Source organism: Devosia psychrophila (assembly GCF_000971275.1).
Classification (GTDB): Bacteria; Pseudomonadota; Alphaproteobacteria; order Rhizobiales; family Devosiaceae; genus Devosia; species Devosia psychrophila.
This window is the reverse complement of record NZ_LAPV01000129.1, coordinates 41,501-65,740: the sequence shown is the minus strand read 5'-3', so window position 1 is coordinate 65,740 and position 24,240 is coordinate 41,501. Positions and strand designations below refer to the sequence as shown.

The window sequence follows — 24,240 nt, the reverse complement described above, 5'->3', positions numbered from 1 at the left end:
AGCAATGCTCATTAAAATCCCGCTTGGTTCTAACAAGTCCCCTAAAGCCCCTAATTTTGATGACATCCCCTCTCCAAGCTCCGTCAGTCAGCCTAAGCTAATCACAGCATCCAATCCCTTCATCGACAAACTCACGCTCATTGTGAAGCCTCATACCAAGGGTGATGCCCTGGCAATGCATAAGGGCATATGCTCGGCGTTCGACCAACCCGAGTTTCAAACTGCAAAAACCAACACGATGGGCTTCCAGGTGTCAAAGTGGCTGAACATCAGTGGCTTTGAACAAGACAGCCCCCGGTTCTCATATCGGTTTTCGGGAAACGAGGCTGTTAGACTGCGCCTAGAGTTCAATCCAACCCACCTCGGGGCGAGTGGCCTGACCGAACTCAAGTCGTGGGTGGGCACTATGATGGAGGGGTGGGAGTATGCCCTAAAAAATGGCCATCTGACCCGTGTGGACATCGCCATTGACGTTCAAGGAGTAACGATGAGCGATTTCCTTACTTTCCCGACTAATCTGTCCTGGATGCGGGAGTTTGGCAGAGGCTCAAATCTGGAGACGCTGACTTTCGGAACAGGCAAAACGAACCGCAGCATCATTTACGACAAGGGCAACGAGCGTGTCGCCAAAGGACATATATGGAATGACCCGCCAACAGTTCGCATCGAACGGCGCATGAATAAATTGAATGGGCTTCCAATCTCAGCGCTATATGACATGGATGACCCGTTCCCCGCAGTCACAATTTCCACTCGCTGCGGGCCGCCGCCCGGCGTGGAGCAACGCAAGTGGGATATGTTCATGGACAGTTGTCAGGTGCGCGGGGTTCAAGGCGCGCTGATGCTGCTAGAAGCGGGTACGGCACGCCCAAAGTACAAGAAGCAACTGGCAGCCAACCCGCCCGGCTGGTGGTCCCTCTCTAGCAACTGGTCGGGGTGGGCTGCCTACCTTGACGGCTCAGAGTTATTACTGCCGTAGAGACAAAAAAGTGTCCCATCGGGTCTTAGGGACAGTGGTGGGGACACACGTGATGCAACTCGGTTGCACTATCAAAGCTCCAAGAGATGCTGCCATAGCCCACCTCCCCACCAGGTTCGCGGGGGATAGTAGAATGCTCCATTTCAAGAGGTACCCGGCATTGCACCCGTCATGCTCGATGCGTAACGCAGACCATTTTTGATGACCAGGAATTGCCGTGTGAATTCTGTTTCCGGCTCCGCATTGGGCCATTGAAAACGCTGCCTAGCACGGAAAAAATTGGTGGAAAATTGGCGACGAGAACGCGTGAATAAACGCAGCGCATTCAGTAACTGAGGTCGTAAGAGGCGGGGAAGTATTTGAGATGGTCAAATCGACGCAAACCTCCGGTATAAATGCTAATTCTCTTTACTGCGCCGGTGTCTGGGCTATTCTATAAGAGGCAAGAAGTTCTGCGGCTCCCACAACTAGGAGTTGTCGATGAACACGCCCGAAATATTCCAACACATCTACCGCGACCTTGCAGACCAGACGCTTATGCGAACGGTACCCATACCCAGTCCAACAGCAGTATCGCCTTGGATCGCAATGAGCCTACTTCACAAGGCCATTCGTAGAGGCCGCACAGATTTTGCGCTTGCCGCTGCCGCGACCCTCTTACGAGACGCTCCCGATAAACTCTGGCGACGTTTGGGTGGCGCAGCTTTCGAAGATATTGGTCTTGGAAATCTCTCGCTGTTGCCACTTGTGACCGCCGCCATGGCTGGCAAGCGTGTCCGTCAAACATTCGGTGGCGAGTGGCAGGTGGCAAGCTATCTGGTGGAGCAGCTCTGCCAATCGGTTAAATGCCGCGCTGCTGATGACCTGCTGATGACCGCCGACACTCACCCCGAATTTATCCAGGTTCGTACCGTGCTGGTAGAGTTGTCGATACCCCAGTTGCTAGACGTGGTGATTGGCACGGACCCAGTTCAAATTCGAGCGTTGGCGATGTGGTACGCGCTCGGGACAGACCGCCGACCGTCGAAACACCTTACCTATCAACGTGGTAACCCGGACGCAGTCTTCAACACCCTATTCGAGGCTGGTTGGCCAAACACGCTAGTCGAAGTATGTAGGGTGGGCTTCAAACGGACTGGAGAGGTATTGGCCCCCTTCGTGCTGCTGCTGTCCAGGGACATAGCCAACCAAGTCTCCACGATCGTTCCCGACGAGCTTGCAGACGAGCAGCTGATTAGTGGTGTTCCTGCATGGGCCTTTGACCAGTACTCTCGGGAGGGAAAGGCAGCTCTTCGGTCGTTCCTAGGTGGCTCTACCGACATAGCCCGATGGATAAGAGAGGAGATCGCTGAAGGTGATCGGCTGTCGTTTCTTGGCAATCTTCTCTTTCGCGTAGAAGGCGGTGCAGTTGACCGCCGCCTGCGATGGGCAACCGGTGACTTGCTGAAATCACTTGCAGAACTTGGTGGAAATGGCGGCGACTGCGCGGATGCAAGTGAACCACTTCGGCTTCTCAAGGCCGATTTCAAGTCCTTCCAGGAGGTGCGTTTCAATGCCTGTAACCGGTAAAATGTCCATCCTAGCTCCACAATTGCAAGACCAAATCCCTGTGGTCGCGCGGACCACCCAAGATTTTGTCAGAAGTTCAATGGCAGAGGCATCTCAGCGCGCATTTCGCTCTGATCTTGATCAGTTCTTCGCCTGGGGTGGGACGGTCCCTGCAACAGCAGGTATAATCGCTGACTTTCTGGCCGCACACGCAACAACCCATAAGCCGGCTACTTTGGCTCGCTGGACTGCGTCAATATCAAAAGCTCACCGCATAGGAGGTTACGATAGTCCTACTTCTAGTGAGCTTGTTCGAGCGACAATGCGCGGCATTCGGCGCACATATGGGAGCGATCAGCGACGAGCTACGCCAATCACACGCGCCAACCTGCTCGCAATGACTGGGGCGTTCACGGATCGGCCTAAGCAGGTGCGCGACAAGGCGTTGTTGCTGATCGGCTTCGCTGGTGGGTTTCGCCGCTCTGAATTGGTTGGACTGGACCACGAGGATATTGTCCTCGTGGAGGAAGGCCTGATCATAACCATCAGACGTTCCAAGACCGACCAGTTCGGGGAGGGGCGCAAAATAGGTATTCCATATGGTCGCCCCACGCTGTGTCCAGTGAGAGCGTTCCTGGCCTGGAAGGCTTTATTAGAACATGGCACCGGGCCCGCTTTCCGACGAATAGATCGCCACGGAAATATCTCACCTCACCGGCTGTCTGGAGAAGCCGTTTGTGAAGTTGTCCGTCAACATGCCGTCACCGCTTGTTTAGAGCCCTCAATATATTCGGGACATAGTCTACGGGCCGGATTGGCAACGAGTGCGGCGCGTGCCGGTGTTCCCAGTTGGAAGATTAGAAGCCAGACCGGACATGCTTCAGACGCCATGCTGGCGCGGTATATCCGAGATGGTGAAATGTGGGTCGGCAATGCGGCGGGCGCAGTTCTTTAGCGAGTTGCGCGCAAACGCCCGATAAGGGCCGGAACGTCGAGATCAATAATCTCCGCAATATCTAGCAATTCAACCACGTCGATACGGCGATCGCCACTTTCGATGTTCGCCATAAAAGGTTGGTGTCGGTCTAGCCGTCTAGCTACCTCATACTGGGTAAAACCAGCGCGTATCCGCTGCTCGCCGATGGCTTGAGCCACCATCTCATGGCGCTTTGAACGAATGGATTTTCGCATAACTGGTCCTGACCAGCACTGCGTATTTCGAATTTCCGATTATCCAAAAATCGGATATTTATCTTATTGGAGGACCACGAATGGCCATTGAACCATGCCCAAACTGCCAGCAACCAATTTCGCCCAGCGCGACAACGTGCCCAAAGTGCGGACAACCCCTTACGTCAGAAGATTGGCAAAAGGGGCGCTTGGTGCGAGCCAAATCTCAAAGAAAACTGGCGTGGGTCGTAGGCACCATTCTATGCGGTTTTATTGGACTGATTTTCTTGACCAGCCTAATCCCTGCCCGCGTCGTCCCAAGCGTAGCGGCTAACCAGTCTCCTCCTGAACAGCTAATGGACGGACCAGTTTACGCCGCTCGGGAAGCGATCGTCTGCGGCCAGCTCGTAGACGCAATCGCCAAATATAAGCTTCTAGAGGCCAATGCCTTAGGCACCTACCAACGCGACAGCTGCTGGCTAATTGATAAGGGGGACAAGTTACTTGTCATCGGTCGTTCTGACGTCGACAGCGAGTTTGTACTCGCAAGGCTGTTTCGATCTGATGGAAACGGATCGGAAGACGCTTGGACCAAGCTTATTTATCTTCAAGAATAATTCTAACCCGTGATAATCTTCTATTATCACGGGTCATCTTTGAGCATTATGGACCGGATACCAGGCATTACAGGTGGCAAGGGAATGACCACCACCCCGATATGTCTCGACAAGCAGCATCTGGCGAAGACATAACAAGGCCAGTGGTACTTTTGCTAAATGTCTGGGGCACATATTGTCAGTCGATCTTCAGGACCTCTCAAAGCGTCTGTTCAAAACAGCTGATCAGCTTTGGACCAATACCACATTGCGGCCCGACCAATATGCCCAGCCCGTCCTTGCCCTTATTGCCCTGCGTCAGATGGAAACGCGGTTTGACGTGGTTCACGCTGAATTGTTAAAAACCTTCACCGGTCGCTTGAAACCCACGCCCCAGGATTATCACGGGCATGGCGCGGTGTTCCTACCCGACCATGCGCGTTTTTCTCACCTCCTAAGCCTGCCGGAAACGGAAAATCTGGCTCACGCGCTGAATGAGGCGATGGAGACCATCACCGAGCACAATCCTGATCTTGCTGGCGTCCTGCCACGGGGATATGGCGCATTGCCCAACAGCGTGCTGCGGGAAATTCTGCGACTGTTGGCTCCGCTCAAGATTGAGGGCGATGCTTATGGGCTAATCTTTGAATATTTTATGGGCGAATTCGCCTCGGCCTTTATGCAGAAGGGCGGTGAATATTTCACACCCAGTTCCATCGTAAAGCTAATCGTTGAGGTGATCGAACCCTATCACGGCAAGATATTCGATCCCGCCTGCGGCTCCGGTGGCATGTTTGTCCATTCCGCTGAATTCGTGAAGCGGCACCATAAAAATCCCAGCCGTGAGATCAGCATTTATGGGGCTGAAAAGATGGAGGACACGCAGAAGCTGTGCCGCCTCAATTTGGCGGTGCATGGGCTGTCGGGCGATGTTCAGGTCGCCAACAGCTATTATGAAGACCCACACAGTATGGTGGGTGCGTTTGATTTTGTGATGGCCAACCCGCCGTTCAATCAGTCAGAAGTCGATCGTTCGCGGATAGTCAACGATGCCGGGCATGTAGAGGCGCGCTTTTCGCTAGGCGTCCCAACGGTAAACAATGCCAATTATCTGTGGATAGGCCTGTTCAACGCCGCGCTCAATGAAAAAGGGCGCGCGGGCTTTGTAATGGCAAATTCCGCGTCCGGCGCGGGCGGGTCAGAACGCGAGATGCGCCGCAAGCTGATCGAAACGGGCGTGGTGGATGTGATCGTCAGCACCTCACCCAACATGTTCTTCACTGTCACCCTCCCGGTAGCCCTTTGGTTCCTGGACAAGGGCAAGACGAGGGGCCCGCGGGCGGACGAGGTGCTGTTCATCGACGCGCGCCAAATTTTCCGTCAAGTCAGCCGCGCTCAACGGGATTTCTCGCCGGACCAGATTGAGTTTATCGGCAATATTGTACGTCGGTGGCGTGGCGAAGCGAGTGAGGTAGCGGCTGGCAGCGGCCCGAAGACGACCGCAACCTTCGGGGACGTTGGTTACAAGGACGTACCCGGCCTGTGCAAAGTCGCCACCCGCGCTCAGATCGCTGTGCAAGACTGGAGCCTGAACCCCGGTCGCTATGTGGGTGTCGCTCTGGGCGAACAGGTAGAGGACGGGGATTTCCGCGAGCGGTTAGAGGCCTTGCAGGAGGAACTGGAAGTGCTCAACGCCGAAGCGTTGCGCTTGCAGGGCGTAGTCGCGGCGAATGTCGCCGAGGTGCTAGCGTGACCGGGTGGCAAACATACCGGATTGCCGATCTCGGGCGTGTTGTTACGGGCAAAACGCCTCCATCATCATCGCCGGAGTTGTTCGATGGGACTATTCCCTTCATCACCCCGAGCAATATGTCCTTCGACTGCAGGCATATCTCGACTGACCGTTTCGTTTCAACTGATTGGGATAGAAGAAAGCGTACGTTGCTACCTGAAGGCTCAGTATGCGTCGTCTGCATTGGCGCGACCATCGGCAAAATTTGCATGTCGAGCACACCCTCTCAGACCAATCAGCAAGTTAACAGTGTGATCGTAGATCAAGCACGTTTTGACACAGGGTTCGTCTACTACGCGTTGCGAACAAAAGCTGATGAACTGATGGCCCGTGCCGGAGGCGCGGCCACGCCAATCATAAACAAAACAGCCTTCTCTGATGTCGAGATTGACGCTCCTCCGCTCCCCAACCAGCGCCGCATCTCTTCGATCCTTGGAGCATATGACGATCTGATCGAGGTCAACCGGCGGCGGATCACGGTGCTGGAAGCGATGGCGCAGGGGCTATTCCAAGAATTGATGCACGACAGCCAGACGAACCCTCATGGCGATTTGCCACTTAGCGAACTTGTCGTAAAAACCCTCGGAGGTGACTGGGGATTAGACGAACCTGACGCAGATCACACAGTTGAAGTTCGGGTGGTTCGTGGAACCGACTTTTCAAGGCTACAAAGTGGCGATTTTGGCTCGTGCCCGACGCGCTTCATAACACGGTCCAGTGCTGATAAGCGGTTGCTGAAGCCATACGATGTGCTTCTGGAAAACTCCATCAATGCCAAAACGCGGGCTGCGGGGTCGACAATAGTTGCCACTCACGGACTAATCGAGGCCCTGGGTGGCAGCGTTATTGCCGCTAGCTTCTGCCGCGTTTTTCAGTTTGCGCGCCCAGAGGACGCCGCCGTTTTCCATATGTGGTGTCGCAATCTCCATGCCAGCGGCGAAATTGTTCGCTACCAGGTCGTGGCCGCTAACGGTATCGCGAACTTTCAAACTACTCTTTTTGTCCGCGACGGTATTTTGCCCTTTGAGACAGCCAACTATCGGAAGCAGATAGGGTTCTTGCTCGGCTTAACTTCGCACACATATGCGCAACAGATTGCCAACCTCGCTGCCGCGCGCGATCTCCTTTTGCCACGCCTGATCTCCGGTCAGCTCTCCATGGACGAAGTGGAACGCACGTTAAAAGAGGCAGCTTAACATGGCGCCGTCGATCACGGGTCTAGTTGCTTCAGAGGACGGCATCGTGGAAAAACCTGCGTTGGCCTTGTTGCAGACGTTGGGATGGCAGCATGTCAATCTGCATGGTGAAGTGCCGGGGCCTGGCAATCCAACGGGGCGCACCAGCTTCCAGCAGGCGTTTCTGCCCGCGCGTCTAAGGGCTGCTCTACGCAAGCTAAACTCAGACTTGCCCCCCGAAGCGCTGTTACATGCAGAGATGGAAGTCACCCGCGACCGTTCGGCCATGCTTCCGGTTGCCGCAAACCGAGAAGTGCTATCGTTGATCCGCAACGGTGTGCCGGTGCAGATGCGCCGCGATGATGGAAAAATCACCGATTTTCTGGTGCGAGTGATCGACTGGCGGGATATTGCCGCGAATGATTTTCTTGTCGCCAGTCAGGTTTGGATCAACGGGGTGCTGCACCGGCGGCGACCCGACACAATCGGCTTCGTCAATGGCCTGCCCCTGCTGCTGGCCGAATGGAAAGCCCCTGCGTGCCCGTTGGCTGAAGCCTATGACAATAATTTGCGAGATTACCTTGACACCATCCCGCAATTGTTTCCGGCCAATGGTTTTGTGATCCTGTCCAACGGCCTGGAGGCAGTGATGGGGCCGGCGGGTGCCCCCTATGAGATCTTTGCACCATGGAAACGGTTGGAAGAAGATTTGCCCGATGATCCTAGCCTTGAAACGCTTTTGCGCGCGACATGTGAACCTGCCCGGTTTCTCGACCTGATCGAAAGTTTTGTGCTGTTCGACGAGGCGCGCGGCGGGTTGCGCAAGGTGGTCGGTAAATATCATCAGGTGCTGGGGGTCAACCGCGCCATTGAGGCCGTTCGCCACATCGAAAGCAATCGTGGTCGGCTAGGCGTGTTCTGGCATACGCAGGGATCGGGCAAAAGCCTTTCTATGGTGATGTTCGCGGAAAAGGTCTTGCGGCGGCTGGGCGGGAATTACACCTTCGTCGTGGTAACAGACCGCACAGAGCTGGATGGTCAGATTGCGGGGCAGTTCGCCTCTGCTGGTGCGCTGACCAAGGATATTCAGCAGGCGCAGGCGGGAAGCCGCATTCATCTAAAAGAGCTTCTGGCGGGCAATGAGCGCTATGTGTTCACGCTAATCCAGAAATTCAGCACGGCGGACCGTGAACCCATGCCGGTGTTGTCCGAGCGCTCGGACATTATCGTGATGACCGACGAAGCTCACCGGAGCCAATATGACCAGCTTGCCGCCAACATGCGCGCCGCGCTGCCCAATGCGTCCTTCATCGGCTTTACTGGAACGCCACTGATACATGGCGAAGAAAGCCGCACCCGCGAAGTGTTCGGCGACTACGTCTCAGTCTACGACTTCGCCCAGTCCGTGCGAGATGGCGCGACGGTCCCACTCTTTTACGAGGCCAGAAGGCCCGAATTGCAGCTCAACGTCGATGAATTGCGCGAAGAGTTGGATGCCCTACTTGATGACGCTATGCTGGACGAAGAGCAGGAAAAGAAACTCACCCAACAGTTTGGGCGGCAATATACGCTCATCACAGCGCCAGACCGGCTGAACAAGGTGGCAGAAGATTTGGCGCTGCACTTTGCCATGCGCGGGTATCGTGGAAAGGCGATGTTCGTCGCCATCGACAAGGCGACCGCCGTGGCCATGCATGATAGGGTAAAGGCCGCCATCGCGCGCCTGATCGCACAAGATGAGGAGCGCCTAAAATCTGCCTATGAGGCGGAAGGCGCGACCATTGCCGAACGACTGATGTGGTTGCGCGAGCTCGACATCGCGGTGGTGGTGAGCCAAGGCCAGAACGAGATCGATGACTTGCGCAAGAAGGGCCTCGACATCCTGCGGCACCGCGAGCGGATGCACCGTGAAGACCTTGAGGCCAAGTTTAAAGACCCCAACGATCCACTTCGGTTGGTGTTTGTCTGCGCCATGTGGATTACTGGCTTTGACGTGCCCACTATCGGCACCGTTTATCTCGACAAGCCGATGAAGAACCACACGCTGATGCAGACCATTGCCCGCGCCAATCGCAGGGCGGAAGGCAAGACATCCGGCGTCATCGTAGATTATGTCGGCGTGTTCCAGAACCTCCAGAAGGCACTCGCCATCTATGCGGGCGATGGGGGCGAGGAAAGCCCGATCAAGGACAAGGAAGCGCTTGTCGCCACTCTTGAAAAGGCCCTAATTTCGGCACGGGCCTTCGTCCAACCGCTGGGCGTGAACGCAGATGCCATCACGGCGGTCCGCGATTTCGAACGGCTTCGACTTATAAATCAGGCCATTGAAGTCCTAATTTCGCCTGATGATCGCCGCCGCGAGTTCGTGCGACTGACCGCTGCCGTGACCAAAGCCTATAAGGCTCTGCTCCCTGATGAGCGTGCCGCGCCCTACCTTAAGCCTGTTGCCGTGTTCCACACCTTGTCTGACGCGGTGAAGGCAAGGCTTGGTCCGGTCGATATATCCGCGATCTCTGCCCGCATCGCCGAACTGCTTGACGAGAAGCTGGAAGGCGTTGCCATCCTTACGCCCATAGTAGAAGGCGACACCGCTAAAGGTCGCGTGGACCTTTCTGGTATCGACTTCGACAAGCTTGCCGATCTTTTTGCCACCAGCCCCAAAGTCACCACTGAGAAATTGCGGGATGGCGCAGAGAGAAAGGCCCGCGAACTTGCGGCAGCCAATCCCACTCGGCAACATTTAGTGGAACGGCTGGAAAAGCTGGTTGCCGAGTACAACACCGGCTCGGTCGATGCTGAACAGTTCTTTGAGGCGCTGAAATCGCTTATCGGAGAAATGGATGCGGAGGAGCAGCGCGCGGCACGCGAAGAGTTGACGGAGGAGGAGTTGGCGATCTTCGATCTTCTGACTAACCCGGAACCGAAGCTCACCAAAGCAGAAGAGATGGAAGTCAAGCGTGTGGCGCGATCCCTATTGGGGAAGTTGGACGACCTCACTGGCGCAATAGACTGGGTTCGTGGGCAGGAAACGCGAGGAACGGTCTGGACTGAGATCAGGCAGCGTCTCAATGAGTTGCCTGAAAATCCGTATCCGCAGGCATTGTGGGATAGCAAGGTGGAACAAGTCTGGGATTTCGTGCTGCGGCGGTATGCGTAGCCCTCTGTCAGGCATAGGCAAACTCGGTCTGCTTTCGATCAGACGATGGCGGTGATCCGGCCGCCCCCACCGGATTGCTAGCATCAACCGTAAAGACATACCCATGATAATGCGCTACGAACCAGTTGAACGCATTCCAAGCAGTGAGCGCCATTGATGCAAGTGCGACAGACCTCCGCTACGGTTGTGTTGCTGGGCAACTTTAATCCTCTGATCTTCCACCCAGAGTGGCTCCGATCAAAAGGAATAATTGGTGCCCAGGAGGCTGATGCTGCAATTCAGAGCGGCATTGAAGTGATGACGCCTGATATCTCAATAATTAATCTCAGCTCGATGCGGGTAGTAATCGAGACGCAGCGTATGATAGTTTCTGCACAAGAGGATCCGCTAATTCGAGCGAAGGATTTCGTCGTTGGCAGCTTTACTATTTTGGAGCACACACCGGTGTCGGCCTTGGGCATCAACTACGAGGTAACTTATCTTGCAGCAAATAGGGCCCAGTGGGATGAGCTCGGGGATCGGCTAGCGCCAAAAGGGCCGTGGGAAAGTCTGCTTTCTCTTAGTCAATCAAAGAATAAGTCCGAGAGAACCGGCGGGCTCCGTGCCATAACCATGGAATTGAGTGTACGACCCGATGGTATGCCGGGCTACATCCGCGTTACTGCTGAAGCACTTCAGGATGACACTTATTCCACCAAGATCGGTGTAAACGATCACTATTACTTGGCGTCGAAAGGCAATGTCCCTCCAGCGTTAACCGCAGTTAAAACAATCGACGAGAACTGGGAAAAATCTATGCAGCGCGCCGCCGTGTTTACCAACAGCATTGTGGCACCCTAATGCAATTTAGCGAAGCTGCAAAAGGCACCTCTGTGTGGAACGACTATCTGGAAGACATTTCGCATGGGCTCCATGATGAGAGACTTTTGGAAGCACCTGTGAGCGAGACTGACCTATCGGTTCCGACCCCCTGGCAAGGCGCCAGTTGGAAGGCATCGGACAATATTGTCAACGCGACTTGGATCGATGAAGCAGGCCTGTCACGGCCATCGGTCGGCAAATCTCTGGCATGGCGTAAAGCCCACACCTTGTATGCGCATGTGCGAGCTAATCGGGAAGAGAAAGGCCCATCTTCTCAGTTTGTCGCTCTCCAAGAGTGGGAAGGTTACGTTGAAAAAATCGTGGAAGGTAATGATACCTTCACGGCCCGACTAACTGACAAAACGAACCCCGATGACAGTTTTGAAGTCGGAGAGTTTGATTTGACGGATGTTGCCAGCGACGACTACGAACTTGTTCGCGTCGGTGGGGTGTTCCGCTGGGTACTTGGGTATCGGACATTTTCTACCGGACGAACGGAAAAGTCCTCCAGCTTAATATTTCGGCGGCTTCCCGCGTGGCGCAAGGCGACATTAGCTCGCAATAAAATAGAGGCACGTGAGCTTGCCAACTCTATTCGATGGGAGTGAATATCTAACCGGTCCACGGGCCGATGAGTTTGAGCTCGTTCTCTTCGGACCAGGTTATGGCGAGGCGGTCGCTGCACACATCGGCGACGGAAAATGGGTACTGATAGACAGTTGCCGATTTCCTCAAAGAACTGAACCTGCTTCTCTGCAGTATCTAGAAGATATTTCTGCAGCTCCCGACGACGTCGTGGCGGTAATTGCCACTCATTGGGACAATGACCACATCAATGGGTTGAGCTCCATAGTAAGACGTTGCGAAAACGCAAAATTTTGCATGTCTGGAGCACTCGGTCGAGATGAATTTATCGCCTACGTGAAGGCTTACAACGAGCCGTTCCCGGGCAAGAACAAATCCGGGGTGGAGGAAATCGCTGAGGTTCTAAATGAACTTGGGAATTCCAAAAGGACCGTACGGCGAGTAGATCAGTCCACACGCATCTTTTCGCCCGAGGACATAGCAATGTCCCACTGTAGGAACTTCGAACTGTGGTCGTTGTCGCCCGCACAATTTGAGGTGGACAATTTTCTAATGTGGGCAGCAGGCCAATTTCCGGACGCTGCAAGCGTTGAGACCCGGCGAGTTGCAGTGCGCCGGCTGAACAACGATCTTTCTGTAGCCCTTCATCTCACCGTTGGCGGCGTCGTGGTGTTGTTGGGGGCGGACCTAGAAGAAGAAGGTAACCCTGAAACAGGTTGGTCTGCGGCTCTCACGGCGAGTGGCCGCCCCAGGTCGAAGGCCAATCTATTCAAAATACCCCATCACGGTTCCGTCACGGCTCATCATGAGAAAGTCTGGGATGGAATGCTTGAACCTTCGCCTCTATCGATTATCGCACCATGGACCATAGGAAGCGCCATGCTTCCAACTGCGGACGATGTAGTGCGCATTCAAAACCATACCCCCCATCTCTATGTGAGTGCGGCGATTGCCGGATCACGTCCCAAGCCGCGCAGCGCCACAGTTGAGAAAATGATCAAAGCTGCTGCCCGGTCTCTTGTTTCCGCGAGAAGGTCACCTGGAATGATACGCGTACGAAGCCCCATCAATTCCCCCGCCGTTTTCAAGGTGGAGCTCTTTGGTTCGGCGGCATCTCTCTAAGCCCATGCGTAATTTCTCTTTCGAGTGTCACACATTTCTGCTACACATTGTTGGTAACACAACCGGAAATACCTAGGTTTTATGGGGCTTCGAAAGAGCCGGTGGATTTCCCGCTCAGCTCCACCATTCCGATGTTCAGAGATATATTTAGATATGCCTCAATGGTTTAGAGATGGGGCTTAGAATTTTGCGTACCCAATAGCGTACCCACGGTGCGTACCCATTTCCACAGCAACGTTAGTGCCTCAAAGGGCCTAGGTCAGAGTGTCCGACGCGACGGACAAGCCTGCCGGCACCGCGTGAAGCAGTGCCGACATATTAGCGTCAGTGCCCCAGCACGCGCTCCATCGCCCCTGGCTGATCATGCACGGCCAGCTTGTCCATTATCGTGGCGCTGGCTTCGTTCATGCCGATCACCTCAACCTCGGCGCCGGCGCGACGGAACTTGAGAACTGCCATGTCGATGGCGTTGACGCCGGTCAGGTCCCAAAGGTGGGCAGTGCTGAGATCAAGGCGAACACGCGAAACGCGCTCCTCGAAAACCATTGCCTTGAGGAAGTCCTCGGCGCTGGCGAAGAACAGCTGCCCTTCAACGCGATAGGTGCGGACCTCATCTTCCAACGATGAGGTGACGCGGAATATCTGGGAGACCTTCCAGGCGAAGAAAATGCCGGACAGCAGGACACCGACCCCGACGCCCAGCGCCAGGTTGTGCGTGCCGACCACGGTCAGCACGGTGGCGAGCATGACGATGCTGGAGCGGCGGGGATGATGGACGAGATCGCGCAGCGACGACCAGCTGAAGGTGCCGATCGAGACCATGATCATGATGGCGACGAGCGCCGGCATCGGGATCAGTCCAACCCAGTCGCCCAGCACCAGCAGCATGAACAGCAGGATGGCACCTGCGGCGAAAGTGGAGAGGCGTGTGCGCCCGCCGGACTTTACGTTGATGACCGACTGACCGATCATCGCGCAGCCTGCCATGCCGCCGAAGAAGCCGGAGGCGATGTTGGCGATCCCCTGGCCGATGGACTCACGGTTCTTGTCGCTGCCAGTGTCAGTCATCTGGTCGACGATCGAGGCAGTGAGCAGGCTTTCAAGTAAACCGACCGCCGCAACCGCGATGGACGTCGGCAAGATGATCCACAACGTATCAAGGGTGAACGGAATGTTGGGCATCAGCAGAGACGGCAACGCATTTGGCAGTTCGCCAAGATCGCCGACGATGCGGGTGTCGAGGTTGAAGATCATGGCCGCCACCGTCAAAACCAGGATGCAGACCAGCGGTGAGGGGATAACGCGGGTGACGCGGGGGAATAGGTAGATGATCGCAAGGCCAGCGGCGATCATGGCATACGACTGCCAGGAGACGCCGATGATTTCCGGCAGCTGCGCCATGAAGATCAGGATGCCGAGCGCGTTGACGAAGCCGGTCATAACCGATCGACTGACGAACCGCATGATGTAGCCGACGCGGGCGAAACCGGCAGCGACCTGGATGACGCCGGCGAGGATCGTGGCCGCCAGGAGGTATTCGATGCCGTGCTCGCGGACCAGGGAGCCGAAGAGTACGGCAGTGGCAGCAGTGGCAGCCGAGATCATGGCCGGGCGACCGCCGGTAATGGCGATGACCATGGCGATGATCACGGAGGCGTAGAGCCCTACTTTGGGGTCGACCCCGGCGATTATGGAGAAGCCTATGGCCTCGGGAATGAGGGCAAGGGCGACGACGATGCCGGCGAGGAGATCGCCGCGAACGTTGGAGAGCCAGTCAAGGCGAAGTTTTTCTATTGTTGTCATTGAGGTCCAGACGACAGGATGTTGCGGTCCACTCGGTGCGGACGGAGACATGGTGCGTTTTTCTGGAGTGTCTGGCGGATTGGCGGCCAGAAGAGCCACCCGGGGTTTCACCGGGTCCATTTGAATAACGGCTCTTTGGCTGAAAATGGCCTGCATGGCAAGGCAAAGCTGGCGGGAACGAGCCATGCAGTACCCGAAAACGGGCGCGAAAGGGTTCACAATAGCGCATGATCGGCTATGATCGTGGCACAGGCGCGTGCTGCGTGCGCCATGGGATAACCCCTAAAACCACGGAGAATGTTGTAACCTCTCACAAGGAGGCCGAAGCATGTCTTCGTCTCACTCGACCCAGGGTCGACCCACGTCCGTCATCCGTGCCTTCCTCGACAATGCCTCTTCCGGCGGCATCGTCCTCATGTTCTCGGCAGCCTTGGCGCTGGTCGTCGCCAACTCGCCGCTTGGGACCATCTATGCGGATACGCTTCACGCCTATGTCGGCGGCCTATCTGTGCTGCACTGGATCAACGATGGCCTGATGGCCGTGTTCTTTCTGATGGTGGGCCTCGAGATCAAGCGCGAGGTCGTCGATGGCCAGCTGTCCACCTGGTCCCGTCGCATCCTTCCCGGCAGTGCAGCACTTGGCGGCATGATCGGTCCGGCTTTGGTCTTCCTGGCCTTCAACATGGGCGACGGCGGGCATCCGAACGGCTGGGCCATCCCAGCGGCGACCGACATCGCTTTTGCGCTGGGCGTGCTGTCGCTGCTCGGTTCCCGGGTGCCAATGTCGCTCAAGGTGTTCCTCACTGCCTTGGCAATCATCGATGACCTTGGTGCCGTGGTGATCATCGCGCTCTTCTACACCAGCTCGATCAACGCCATGGCCTTGGCAGGCGCCGCAGCCGTCATCGTGGCGCTGGTGGCTATGAATAGGTTTGGCGTCCGCAACCTCGTTCCGTATCTCGTCCTTGGTGCGATACTCTGGTTCCTGGTGCTGCAATCGGGCGTCCATGCCACGCTGGCCGGCGTGATCCTGGCGTTGACGATCCCGCTCAAGAAGAGCCCGACCCAGCCCGATAACATGGCGTCGCCGCTGCACAAGCTGGAACATGCTATCCAGCCATGGGTGACGTTCCTGATCATTCCGATCTTTGGGTTCGCCAATGCCGGGGTGTCCTTTGCTGGCATGTCGATCGGCCAGCTCACCGATCCCGTCCCGCTGGGCATCGCCGCCGGCCTTTTTATCGGAAAGCAGGTCGGCGTGTTCGCGGCATCGGTGCTGGTCATTCGGGCGGGGTGGGCTGAGCTGCCGATGTATGCGTCCTGGCGGCAGCTCTACGGCGTTGCCCTACTGTGCGGTATCGGTTTCACCATGTCGCTCTTCATCGGGCTCCTAGCCTTTCCTGAATCGGTCACCCTTCAGCATGAGGTCAAGATCGGCGTGCTGTTGGGGTCGATCCTATCGGCAGCGGTGGGTGCGCTGCTTCTTCGATCATCAAGGCCGCGAACCGATGACATAGCGCGGCCCGCATAGGCGTGAGCCTTGCAACGCGACCAATATGAGGCTCATCTGCACAGGTGCATAGTCGAAGCCCTACGGTAGCCACGCTTGCCGGCTTTTTAGCGGTAATTGTCCAGTCGAAAGGCCGGCATTGGAGCGTGAGTTGGCGTCCATCATCGCCACCTGCGGCATCGTAGGCAGGGCCGCTGGCCTTCCGCTTGATGACTGCTCCTGGCCCACGCCCCGCCGGCAGGATTGACCTGCCGATGGAGTGCTGGCGCACGGATTTGTCGATTTGTACGTACGCAGCTATTGTGGTATTATAATACCCCATTTACTATGGGTGCTACTCAAGAGCGGGGAGCCAGTCATGCTGCCGGTCCGGCAGCAGCTTGGCAGGGGCTTGGCCCCATGCACCCCAAAGGCGAGGCAGGTGGACGATGCGTTCGTGTGACAAAAGGTTCGAGATGCGCCTTCCCGCTCGGGAAAAGGATGCCGCCGAGACAATGGCTCTGGACAAGGGCATCACGGTATCCGAACTCCTGCGCCGAGCCTTGCGGGCATATTCGGGCATGCCAGAGCCGTTGTCGGAAGAAGGCCGCGTCTGCGTTGCCGGCCTTCGCCGCCATATCAACCAGATCGAGGCGCGCATCGGCACCGGCGCCGATGCCGGCCTCGCTGCCGATATCGCCCAGGCCCGCAACGATGCTTAAGCACTGCTAGGACGGCAACGCCATGGTTATCAAGGCCATCAGGGTTAGGGCTTCGACTGGGGCGGGGGTCTTGGCCCGACATCTCATCAATGGGGACGATAACGAGTCCATTGAGGTCGTAAGGGGCACCGTTGCAGACCTTACGATGCCGTCGCCGATGCCAAACGATTCAACCGGATAACCCATGAGCAGACCGTCACCATCCCACCCCATCATTGCCATCTGCAGGTCAGTAGCGGTCGCTTGGCCTTCCCGCTTGATGGCAGCTCTCGGCCTTCGACCGGCCTGCAGGATTTACTTTGTCATGGTGGCTGCTCTTTCAGCCCAACCCTTCGAGTTGACACTACAGATGGTGAGTGTATAGTCACTCACATGAATACCACCAAACTCTCCACCGCCGATGTCCGCCGTGAAGCCGTTGTCGCAAGCGCCGTCACCATGTTTGCCGGCAGCGGCTATTTGGGCACTTCGGTGGCGGCTATTGCCGAGCATGCCGGGATTTCGCAGGCCTATGTGTTCAAGCTGTTTCCCAGCAAGGAACTGCTGTTTGTTACCACGCTGGAGCATTGCTTTGACCTGGTGCTTGCGGCGCTGGAGCGGGGCGCTGCGGCCAGCCCGGACCAGTCGCCGGACGCCATGCTGTATGCGATGGGCGGCGCCTATGCCGAGTTGATTGGCGATCGTTCGCTGCTCATGCTGCAGGTACACGCCCAGTCTGCCGCCTCCGTGCCGGAGATCGGCGCCGCACTCCGCAAAGGCCTACGGGCAACGACGCTGCTCGCTAAATCCCGCTCCAATGCCTGTGACGAGGCAGTCCAGCGCTTCATCGCCTATGGCCAGCTATGCCACCTCATCGTCGTCACCGGCCTCGACCATAATCCCCCCGATTGGGCCAGCCTCATCACCGCCGGTATCCGCCACCCGTAGTTCGCTTTTCGTCGCCACCGCACATCTATACACCTCAAAAGTGAGGGACTACTCACTCAACATGAAAGCTATAGCCATGACCATGAACCTCACCACTGAAATCGTCCTCCCCGGAATTGTCGAGCCATCCGGCCTGCAGCTTCGCCAGGTTCCCCAACCCGTCCCCGGCGCCGACCAAGTCTTGTTGCGCATGGAGGCAACCGGCGTCTCTTTTGCCGAGAAATCCATGCGCCGCGGCCGCTATCCCGGTCAGCCCAAATTCCCCTTCACCCCCGGCTATGATGCCGTGGGCACGGTAATCGCCGCAGGCGACGGCGTCGATCGCGCCCTGATCGGCCAGCGCGTCGCCGCTAGCCTCAAGATCGGTGGCTGGGCTACGCACCTGCTGGCGCCCGCTGATGAGGTCGTGCCTGTCCCAGCCGGCGTCTCTGCCGCCGATGCGGAAACCGTCATCGTCAACGGCGTCACCGCCTGGCAAATGCTGTATCGCAAGGCCCGGGCCAGGTCGGGACAGACCATTCTGGTGCTGGGCGTCAGCGGCGGCGTCGGCACTACGCTGGCGCAGATCGCCATCAACGATGGCATCCGGGTCATCGGCACGGCTTCGCCCCGGCATCACGCGGCCCTGCGCGCCATGGGCGTCGAGCCGATCGACTATGCCGATCCCGACCTGTCGGCGCGAGTGCGCCAACTCTCGCCGCGTGGCGTCGATGCAGTGTTCGACCACCTCGGCCCCGATAGCGCCAAAAAGAGTTTTGCACTGCTCGCTCCCGGCGGGGCGCTGGTTGTCTACGGCATTGCCGTAGACTTGGACAAGTCCACCGCGCTGGTGCCGGTCTTCATCGGCCTTCTCGGCCGCGTCGTGCTGTGGAACGCCTTGCCCAACGGCAAGGGCGCCTCATTCTACGATTTCTGGGGCGGCATGCTGGTCGACAAGGCAGGTTCCAGAAGCCGGCGCCGTGAGGATCTGGCGAAAGTGCTCGACCTGATGGCGTCCGGCGCGATCAAGCCGATCATTGCCGCCACCTTCCCGCTGTATCAGGCACAGGCAGCCATGGAACTGGCCGAAGCCCGCGGCGTCTTCGGCAAGGTGGTAATCGTTCCGGGAGACTGACGCACGCTACTTGGCGCCCATCCGCTCGGCCGACCGTGCAAAGCCGTCACTGATCACCGCGCGCATGGTGTCGCGCGCCGCGGCGGCATCCCGCACCCGGATCGCTTCGGCGATGGCGCCGTGCGCTGCCGCGGTTTCGGCAAGCTTCATCTTGTCGCTCACCGGCGAGCTGATGGTGAACACCGCCGTCAGCGCCACTTCGACCAGGGTGCTGATCGAGGCCATGAAGGGGTTGTTGGAGGCTTCAGCCACCGCGCGATGAAAGGCGAGGTCGGCCCGGGCAAACTCTTCGGCGGTCGTCGCGTCACCCATGGCGCCCGCCAGCGCCACCAGTTGCGCGGCCTGCTCATCGCTACGCCGCTCAGCTGCCAGAGCTGCCGATTCAAGTTCGATGCCGATACGCACTTCGGCCACGCTACGCAGGAAATCCACATTTGGACCGGCTTCGAAATGCCAGGCCAGCACGTCGGCGTCGAACAGGTTCCAGCGCGCCCTTGGCAATACCCGCGTTCCGATCCGCGCCCGCGCCTCGATCATGCCCTTGGCCGCCAGCGTCTTCAGCGCCTCGCGCAACACGGTGCGCGACACCGAGAACTTGGCCAGCAATTCCATATCCGATGGCAAAATGGCGCCCTCGGCAAAATCTCCGCGCACGATGGCCACGCCCAATTGCCATAGCACCAGCGAATGCAGGTTACGCGACGGCACGCGCCCGGCGATCGAGGCAATCAGATCCACGGTCGTACTGTCCTGATCCTGCCGTACCGCCAATGCGCTCGCCCCCTGCTGATGCGGCCAGACCTAAGCATGGCACCATAAGTATTACAATAACGCCGGCCGTCGCGACGCTGGACACCGGCACTGTCATTGGCGAGGTTAGCCGCCAAAAGGAATCATCCCCATGACCGAAATTGCCTCCCAGATCGACGCCGTGCTTGCCAGCGTCGATGCCAGGCTCGACCAGAGCCTCGAGCGCCTTTACGAACTGCTGCGCATCAAGTCCATCTCGACCGACCCGACCTATGCCGCCGAGTGTCAAAGGGCCGCCGACTGGATCGTCGCCGAGCTACAGGCTCTCGGCTTCGACGCCGCCGCTCGCCCCACGCCGGGTCATCCGGTGGTTGTCGCTCATGGCCCCGACCGGGCCGGCCCGCATGTGCTGTTCTACGCGCATTACGACGTGCAGCCGGTCGATCCGATCGAGCTGTGGCATTCCGATCCGTTCGATCCCCAGATCAAGACCGATGACAAGGGCCGCAAGATCATCGTCGCCCGCGGCGCGTCCGACGACAAAGGCCAGATGCTGACCTTCATCGAGGCCTGCCGCGCCTGGCAGAGCGTCACCGGCTCGCTCCCCATCAAGGTCTCCTTCATGCTCGAAGGCGAGGAAGAAAGCGGCGGCAAGAACCTGCCCCCCTTCATGGAGGCCAACCGCGCCGAACTCGCTGCGGCCGATATTGCTTTGGTTTGCGACACCGACATGTGGGACCGCGAGACGCCGTCGATCACCACCATGCTGCGCGGCCTCGTCGCCGAAGAAATCACCATCACTTGCGCCGACAAGGACCTGCATTCCGGCATGTTCGGCAATGCCGCACGCAATCCCAACCAGCTGCTGGCCGAAATCATCGCCAGCCTGCGCGCCCCCGATGGCTCGGTCACCCTGCCGGGATTTTACGACGACGTTGCCGAAATCAGCCCGGCGCTGAAGGCCCAATGGGCCGGCCTCGGCTTCGATGAGGCCGAATTCCTCGGCGAGGCGGGTCTTTCGGTGCCGGCTGGCGAACAATCTCGTTCGGTGCTCGAAATGCTGTGGGCCCGCCCGACCTGCGAAATTAACGGGATGATCGGCGGCTACACCGGCGACGGCTTCAAGACCGTTATTCCCGCCAAAGCCAGCGCCAAGATCTCATTCCGCCTCGTGTCTGGCATGCAGCCCGACAAGATCCGCGCCGCCTTCCGCAAGCATGTCGAGGCGCTGATCCCGGCCGATTGCTCGGTCACCTTCCACCCCCACGGCGGCTCGCCGGCTATCACAGTGCCCGACGACGGTGTCCATCTGCGCCAGGCTTTGAGCGGCCTCTCAGCCGAATGGGGCAGGCCCGCCGTCATCACCGGCTCGGGCGGCTCGATCCCCGTCGCCGGCGATTTCAAGCGTATCCTCGGCCTCGACACGCTGCTGATCGGCTTCGCCCAGCTAGACGACCAGATCCACAGCCCCAACGAGAAATACGACCTAGCCAGCTACCACCGCGGCATCCGCAGCTGGGTGCGGGTGCTCGCGGCATTGGCGGCGTAGCAGTCGCGCCTCACCGACAAATCGTCACCCTTGGGCCTGACCCGAGGGTGATGGTCGGTAGCTTTGACTGTTACAGAAAAATCACCGCCAGCAGCGCAATCACCGCCGGCACGGTCTGGATCAACAATATCTTCCGGCTCGACGTCGCAGCGCCATAAATGCCAGCGACGGCGACGCAGACCAGAAAAAACACCGCAATCTGCCAGGCAAATTCCGGGTTCGGATGCAGCACCGACCAGAACAGCCCCGCCGCCAGGAATCCATTATACAGCCCCTGGTTTGCCGCCAGCACCTTGGTCGACGATGCAAATTCCGGCGTCAGCCCAAACGCTTTCTGGCCGCGCGGCCCGGTCCACAGGAACATCTCAAGAATCATGATGTAGACGTGGAGCAGCGCCACGAGGCCGATGAGAATGCTGGCGATCAGGTTCACTTGGTCTTGGTCTTTCCGGTTGGCGCGACGCTCTCGTCCGCCGCTGGACCAGACTGTAAACTATCCATCAGCGCCCGCCACTCCGTGTAGGCGGCCTCCTGGTCAGCCAAAGGCTCGCGCGAACCGCCCTGAGCCACCAGCTCGGCGAGAATGGTCTCCACCGCAGGCCCTTCCGTCTTGCAGGTTGTTGCATCATCCAGTGCACCAAATGCCGGCTTGTAGAACAGGTTGTCGAAATCATCGACGCTGAGCTTGAGCTGGCCATAGGCCAACAGGTCCGCCGAATCCGTCAGCAGCGACCATTCCGCATCCGTCACCTCAAAACCCGGACAATTGGAAGACACCACATTGGCCAGCACCACTTGGTGGAGGAAGTCCTCAGCCTCTTTGTTGGCATAGGACGACAGGTCCGGCAGTTGCACATAGACCTTGCCATCGGCGAGGGCCGGCGTGGCAAGACCAAGACAAAGCGCGCTGGCGGCAATAAATCGGTTCATGGCGGTTCTCCTCAGATCGCCCAGAATAAACCAGATTGCAGCAGGGATGCGGCAGACTCTACCCCGGCTGTCCGCCGATTGACTGCACTGCCTTGGCGCCCGCCGCGATCCCGCGCGCCAGGGCCCCCGCTTCATCCGCCCCTGCCAGTTGCGCCGCAATAAACCCGGCGGCAAACGCATCCCCCGCCCCGGTCGTATCCACCACATCGACACGCGGCGCCGGCAACTCGACCCGCACTCCATCCCGCCCGCCGATCGCTGCCCCTAGCGCTCCGCGCTTGATCAGCACCGTCTCGAACCGCTTGCCCAGCGCCCGCATCTGCGCCGCGTAGCCAACCACGCCGGTCAGCGCCTCGGCCTCGCTCTCGTTGGAAAAAATCGCCGTCGCACCAGCCGTCCAGTCGAGAAACGCCGCTGGCCCGACCTCGACCAGAAACCCCACCGACGCCGGATCGACCGCCACCGCAATGCCGCGCGCCCGCGCCTCGGCAAACAGTGCCTGCACCGCGGCCCGTGGGCCCGGCGCAAAGAAACTGTAGCCCGACGCCATCACCATGCCGATCCCGTCGAGCAGACTGCCCGGCAGGTCCGCCGAGCTGAGATTGAGATTGGCACCCCTGTCGGTCAGGAAGCTCCGCTCGCCGTCCGGATCGACAATGGTCACCAGCACGCCCGACGGCAGTTCGCGGTCGCCCGCCAGCATCGGAATCACCCCGAGCCCGCGGAAATAGTTCTCATACATATGCAGGTCGTCGGCGCCGACCCTGGCCGCAAACACCACCTCGGCCTGCATGGCGCCAAGCCACACCGCCTGGTTGGCGCCCGAGCCGCCGGGCCGGCTGCGCACTTTTGCCCGCCGGTCGCTGCCTTTGACGATTGGCCCTTCCGGCATCACGATGACATCGGTCATCACGTCGCCGACGACGAGAACCCTTGCGCTCATGCGCGGTAGGTGGCGGGCTTGGCTGAATTGCGCGCGGCCAAAGCCACGGCGATCCCTGCGGCCACCTTGGCGTTATTCTCCACCAGCGCAATATTGGCCACCAGCGAATTGCCGTCGGTCAGCTCGAAAATGCGCTTGAGCAAAAACGGCGTCAGCGCCTTGCGCGATATCCCTTCCTGTTCGGCACCACGAATGGCCTCGGCGATGCGTGCTTCGATCGCTGCGGGATCGAGCGCATCGGCTTCGGGGATGGGATTGGCCACCAGCACGCCGCCCATCCCGAGGTCCGCCTGCATGGCGACCACCTTGGCAATATCGGCCACGTCATCGAAACGGTGGTCCACCTTATGGCCACTTTGGCGCGCCCAGAACGCCGGGAAATCGTCAGTGCCATAGCCCAGCACTGGTACGCCATTGGTCTCCAGCACTTCGAGCGTCTTGGCGATATCGAGGATCGACTTGGCGCCGGCACAAACCACGCAAACCGGTGTCCGGCTCAGTTCTTCGAGGTCTGCCGAAATATCGAACGTATCCTCGGCGCCGCGATGCACCCCACCAATGCCGCCGGTGGCAAACACATGAATGCCCGCCAGCGACGCGATCTGCATCGTCGTCGCCACCGTCGTGCCGGCAATTTCGCCCTTGACCAGCAGCGCCGAAACGTCGCGCCGGCTTGCCTTGGCCGCCGTGCCGCCGGTCTGCGCCAGGCGCTCGAGATCTTCCCCCGAAACGCCGACGCAGAAGCGGCCATCCATGATGGCGATGGTCGCCGGCACCGCGCCATTGTCGCGGATCACCTGTTCCACATTGGTCGCCATTTCCAGGTTCTGCGGATAGGGCATGCCATGGGTGATGATGGTGGATTCCAGCGCCACCACCGGCTTGCCCTCGGCAAGCGCCTTCTTCACCTCGGGGCTGATCGAAAGATAGGACTTGGCGCTCATTTTATCACTCGCTCATGCAATATGGTTGCGGACCGTCCCGGCCCTGTTGGCCCGGGTTTTGCGCCTTGTTGCCGCAGGGCGTCA

General features: G+C 58.4%; 22 protein-coding genes, 1 pseudogene and 1 other annotated feature. Of the genes and pseudogenes, 16 read left to right on the top strand and 7 right to left on the bottom strand.

Annotated elements, in window-relative coordinates:
• Window positions 1-4 precede the first annotated feature (4 nt).
• From WH91_RS12515 to WH91_RS25935, 3 genes are all read left to right on the top strand, one after another.
• Window positions 5-979, top strand: coding sequence for a hypothetical protein (locus WH91_RS12515; protein ID WP_046171345.1), 975 nt, complete (start codon window positions 5-7; stop codon window positions 977-979).
• Window positions 980-1,459: 480 nt separating this feature from the next.
• The gene (locus tag WH91_RS12510; protein WP_046171344.1) at window positions 1,460-2,548 is read left to right on the top strand and encodes a hypothetical protein; all 1,089 of its coding nucleotides are present in this window, start codon (window positions 1,460-1,462) and stop codon (window positions 2,546-2,548) included.
• Window positions 2,451-3,482, top strand: a complete 1,032-nt coding sequence (locus WH91_RS25935; RefSeq protein WP_342028105.1) for a site-specific integrase — start codon at window positions 2,451-2,453, stop codon at window positions 3,480-3,482. Before WH91_RS12510 ends, WH91_RS25935 begins: the two co-directional genes overlap by 98 nt.
• On the opposite strand, the gene WH91_RS12505 is transcribed toward WH91_RS25935, so the two are convergent.
• Window positions 3,479-3,718: a helix-turn-helix domain-containing protein gene (locus WH91_RS12505; protein ID WP_046171343.1), complete on the bottom strand. Its 240-nt coding sequence runs from the start codon at window positions 3,716-3,718 to the stop codon at window positions 3,479-3,481. The two genes, WH91_RS25935 and WH91_RS12505, sit on opposite strands and share 4 nt — an antisense overlap.
• Window positions 3,719-3,798: 80 nt before the next feature.
• On the opposite strand from WH91_RS12505, the pseudogene WH91_RS26135 reads away from it, so the two are divergent.
• The 8 genes and pseudogenes from WH91_RS26135 to WH91_RS12470 all read left to right on the top strand — a co-directional run.
• Window positions 3,799-3,873: pseudogene (locus tag WH91_RS26135) on the top strand (zinc-ribbon domain-containing protein); the annotation flags it as partial.
• 111 nt (window positions 3,874-3,984) lie between these two features.
• The gene (locus WH91_RS12500) at window positions 3,985-4,314 is read left to right on the top strand and encodes a hypothetical protein (protein WP_074797402.1); all 330 of its coding nucleotides are present in this window, start codon (window positions 3,985-3,987) and stop codon (window positions 4,312-4,314) included.
• Window positions 4,315-4,489: 175 nt separating this feature from the next.
• The gene (locus tag WH91_RS12495) at window positions 4,490-6,046 is read left to right on the top strand and encodes a type I restriction-modification system subunit M (RefSeq protein ID WP_046171341.1); all 1,557 of its coding nucleotides are present in this window, start codon (window positions 4,490-4,492) and stop codon (window positions 6,044-6,046) included.
• Entirely contained in the window at window positions 6,043-7,281 is a 1,239-nt protein-coding gene (locus WH91_RS12490; protein ID WP_074797400.1) for a restriction endonuclease subunit S, read from the top strand. Before WH91_RS12495 ends, WH91_RS12490 begins: the two co-directional genes overlap by 4 nt.
• Before the next feature lies 1 nt (window position 7,282).
• Window positions 7,283-10,417, top strand: a complete 3,135-nt coding sequence (locus tag WH91_RS12485; protein WP_046171339.1) for a type I restriction endonuclease subunit R — start codon at window positions 7,283-7,285, stop codon at window positions 10,415-10,417.
• A 156-nt stretch (window positions 10,418-10,573) separates the two neighbouring features.
• Window positions 10,574-11,257, top strand: a complete 684-nt coding sequence (locus WH91_RS12480; protein ID WP_046171338.1) for a hypothetical protein — start codon at window positions 10,574-10,576, stop codon at window positions 11,255-11,257.
• Window positions 11,257-11,886, top strand: coding sequence for a hypothetical protein (locus WH91_RS12475; protein ID WP_046171337.1), 630 nt, complete (start codon window positions 11,257-11,259; stop codon window positions 11,884-11,886). The genes WH91_RS12480 and WH91_RS12475 overlap by 1 nt, the downstream gene beginning before the upstream one ends.
• Complete coding sequence (locus WH91_RS12470; RefSeq protein ID WP_074797398.1) at window positions 11,861-12,985, top strand: MBL fold metallo-hydrolase; 1,125 nt, start codon at window positions 11,861-11,863, stop codon at window positions 12,983-12,985. Before WH91_RS12475 ends, WH91_RS12470 begins: the two co-directional genes overlap by 26 nt.
• 324 nt (window positions 12,986-13,309) lie before the next feature.
• Here the strand turns inward: WH91_RS12470 and WH91_RS12465 are convergent, their stop codons facing one another.
• A complete protein-coding gene (locus tag WH91_RS12465) occupies window positions 13,310-14,788 on the bottom strand; it encodes a SulP family inorganic anion transporter (protein ID WP_046171335.1) in 1,479 nt (492 codons plus the stop codon).
• 65 nt (window positions 14,789-14,853) lie between these two features.
• Window positions 14,854-14,909, bottom strand: a sequence feature (sul1 is cis-regulatory element that is thought to sense ions involved in sulfur or methionine metabolism; They are found in Alphaproteobacteria).
• Window positions 14,910-15,116: 207 nt separating this feature from the next.
• Here WH91_RS12465 and nhaA point away from each other — a divergent pair.
• From nhaA to WH91_RS12440, 4 genes are all read left to right on the top strand, one after another.
• Window positions 15,117-16,319, top strand: coding sequence for a Na+/H+ antiporter NhaA (nhaA, locus tag WH91_RS12460; RefSeq protein WP_046171334.1), 1,203 nt, complete (start codon window positions 15,117-15,119; stop codon window positions 16,317-16,319).
• A 434-nt stretch (window positions 16,320-16,753) separates the two neighbouring features.
• Window positions 16,754-16,999: a ubiquitin family protein gene (locus WH91_RS12455; protein WP_074797395.1), complete on the top strand. Its 246-nt coding sequence runs from the start codon at window positions 16,754-16,756 to the stop codon at window positions 16,997-16,999.
• A 372-nt stretch (window positions 17,000-17,371) separates the two neighbouring features.
• Window positions 17,372-17,926, top strand: coding sequence for a TetR/AcrR family transcriptional regulator (locus WH91_RS12445; protein ID WP_046171331.1), 555 nt, complete (start codon window positions 17,372-17,374; stop codon window positions 17,924-17,926).
• 76 nt (window positions 17,927-18,002) lie between these two features.
• On the top strand, window positions 18,003-19,040 hold the full coding sequence (locus WH91_RS12440) for a medium chain dehydrogenase/reductase family protein (protein WP_210165777.1): 1,038 nt from the start codon (window positions 18,003-18,005) through the stop codon (window positions 19,038-19,040).
• A gap of 6 nt (window positions 19,041-19,046) precedes the next feature.
• Here the strand turns inward: WH91_RS12440 and WH91_RS12435 are convergent, their stop codons facing one another.
• Window positions 19,047-19,778 carry a FadR/GntR family transcriptional regulator gene (locus WH91_RS12435; RefSeq protein ID WP_046171444.1) on the bottom strand — a complete coding sequence of 244 codons (732 nt, stop codon included), beginning with the start codon at window positions 19,776-19,778 and terminating at the stop codon, window positions 19,047-19,049.
• 163 nt (window positions 19,779-19,941) lie between these two features.
• On the opposite strand from WH91_RS12435, the gene WH91_RS12430 reads away from it, so the two are divergent.
• The gene (locus WH91_RS12430) at window positions 19,942-21,339 is read left to right on the top strand and encodes a M20/M25/M40 family metallo-hydrolase (protein ID WP_046171330.1); all 1,398 of its coding nucleotides are present in this window, start codon (window positions 19,942-19,944) and stop codon (window positions 21,337-21,339) included.
• A 70-nt stretch (window positions 21,340-21,409) separates the two neighbouring features.
• On the opposite strand, the gene WH91_RS12425 is transcribed toward WH91_RS12430, so the two are convergent.
• From WH91_RS12425 to WH91_RS12410, 4 genes are read right to left on the bottom strand one after another with little or no spacing between them, the layout of a single operon-like run.
• Window positions 21,410-21,766: a DUF1304 domain-containing protein gene (locus WH91_RS12425; RefSeq protein WP_171910557.1), complete on the bottom strand. Its 357-nt coding sequence runs from the start codon at window positions 21,764-21,766 to the stop codon at window positions 21,410-21,412.
• A gap of 2 nt (window positions 21,767-21,768) precedes the next feature.
• Entirely contained in the window at window positions 21,769-22,269 is a 501-nt protein-coding gene (locus WH91_RS12420; protein ID WP_052952809.1) for a hypothetical protein, read from the bottom strand.
• A 58-nt stretch (window positions 22,270-22,327) separates the two neighbouring features.
• Entirely contained in the window at window positions 22,328-23,212 is an 885-nt protein-coding gene (locus WH91_RS12415) for a carbohydrate kinase family protein (RefSeq protein ID WP_046171328.1), read from the bottom strand.
• Window positions 23,209-24,156: a pseudouridine-5'-phosphate glycosidase gene (locus tag WH91_RS12410; protein WP_046171327.1), complete on the bottom strand. Its 948-nt coding sequence runs from the start codon at window positions 24,154-24,156 to the stop codon at window positions 23,209-23,211. Before WH91_RS12410 ends, WH91_RS12415 begins: the two co-directional genes overlap by 4 nt.
• Window positions 24,157-24,240 lie beyond the last annotated feature (84 nt).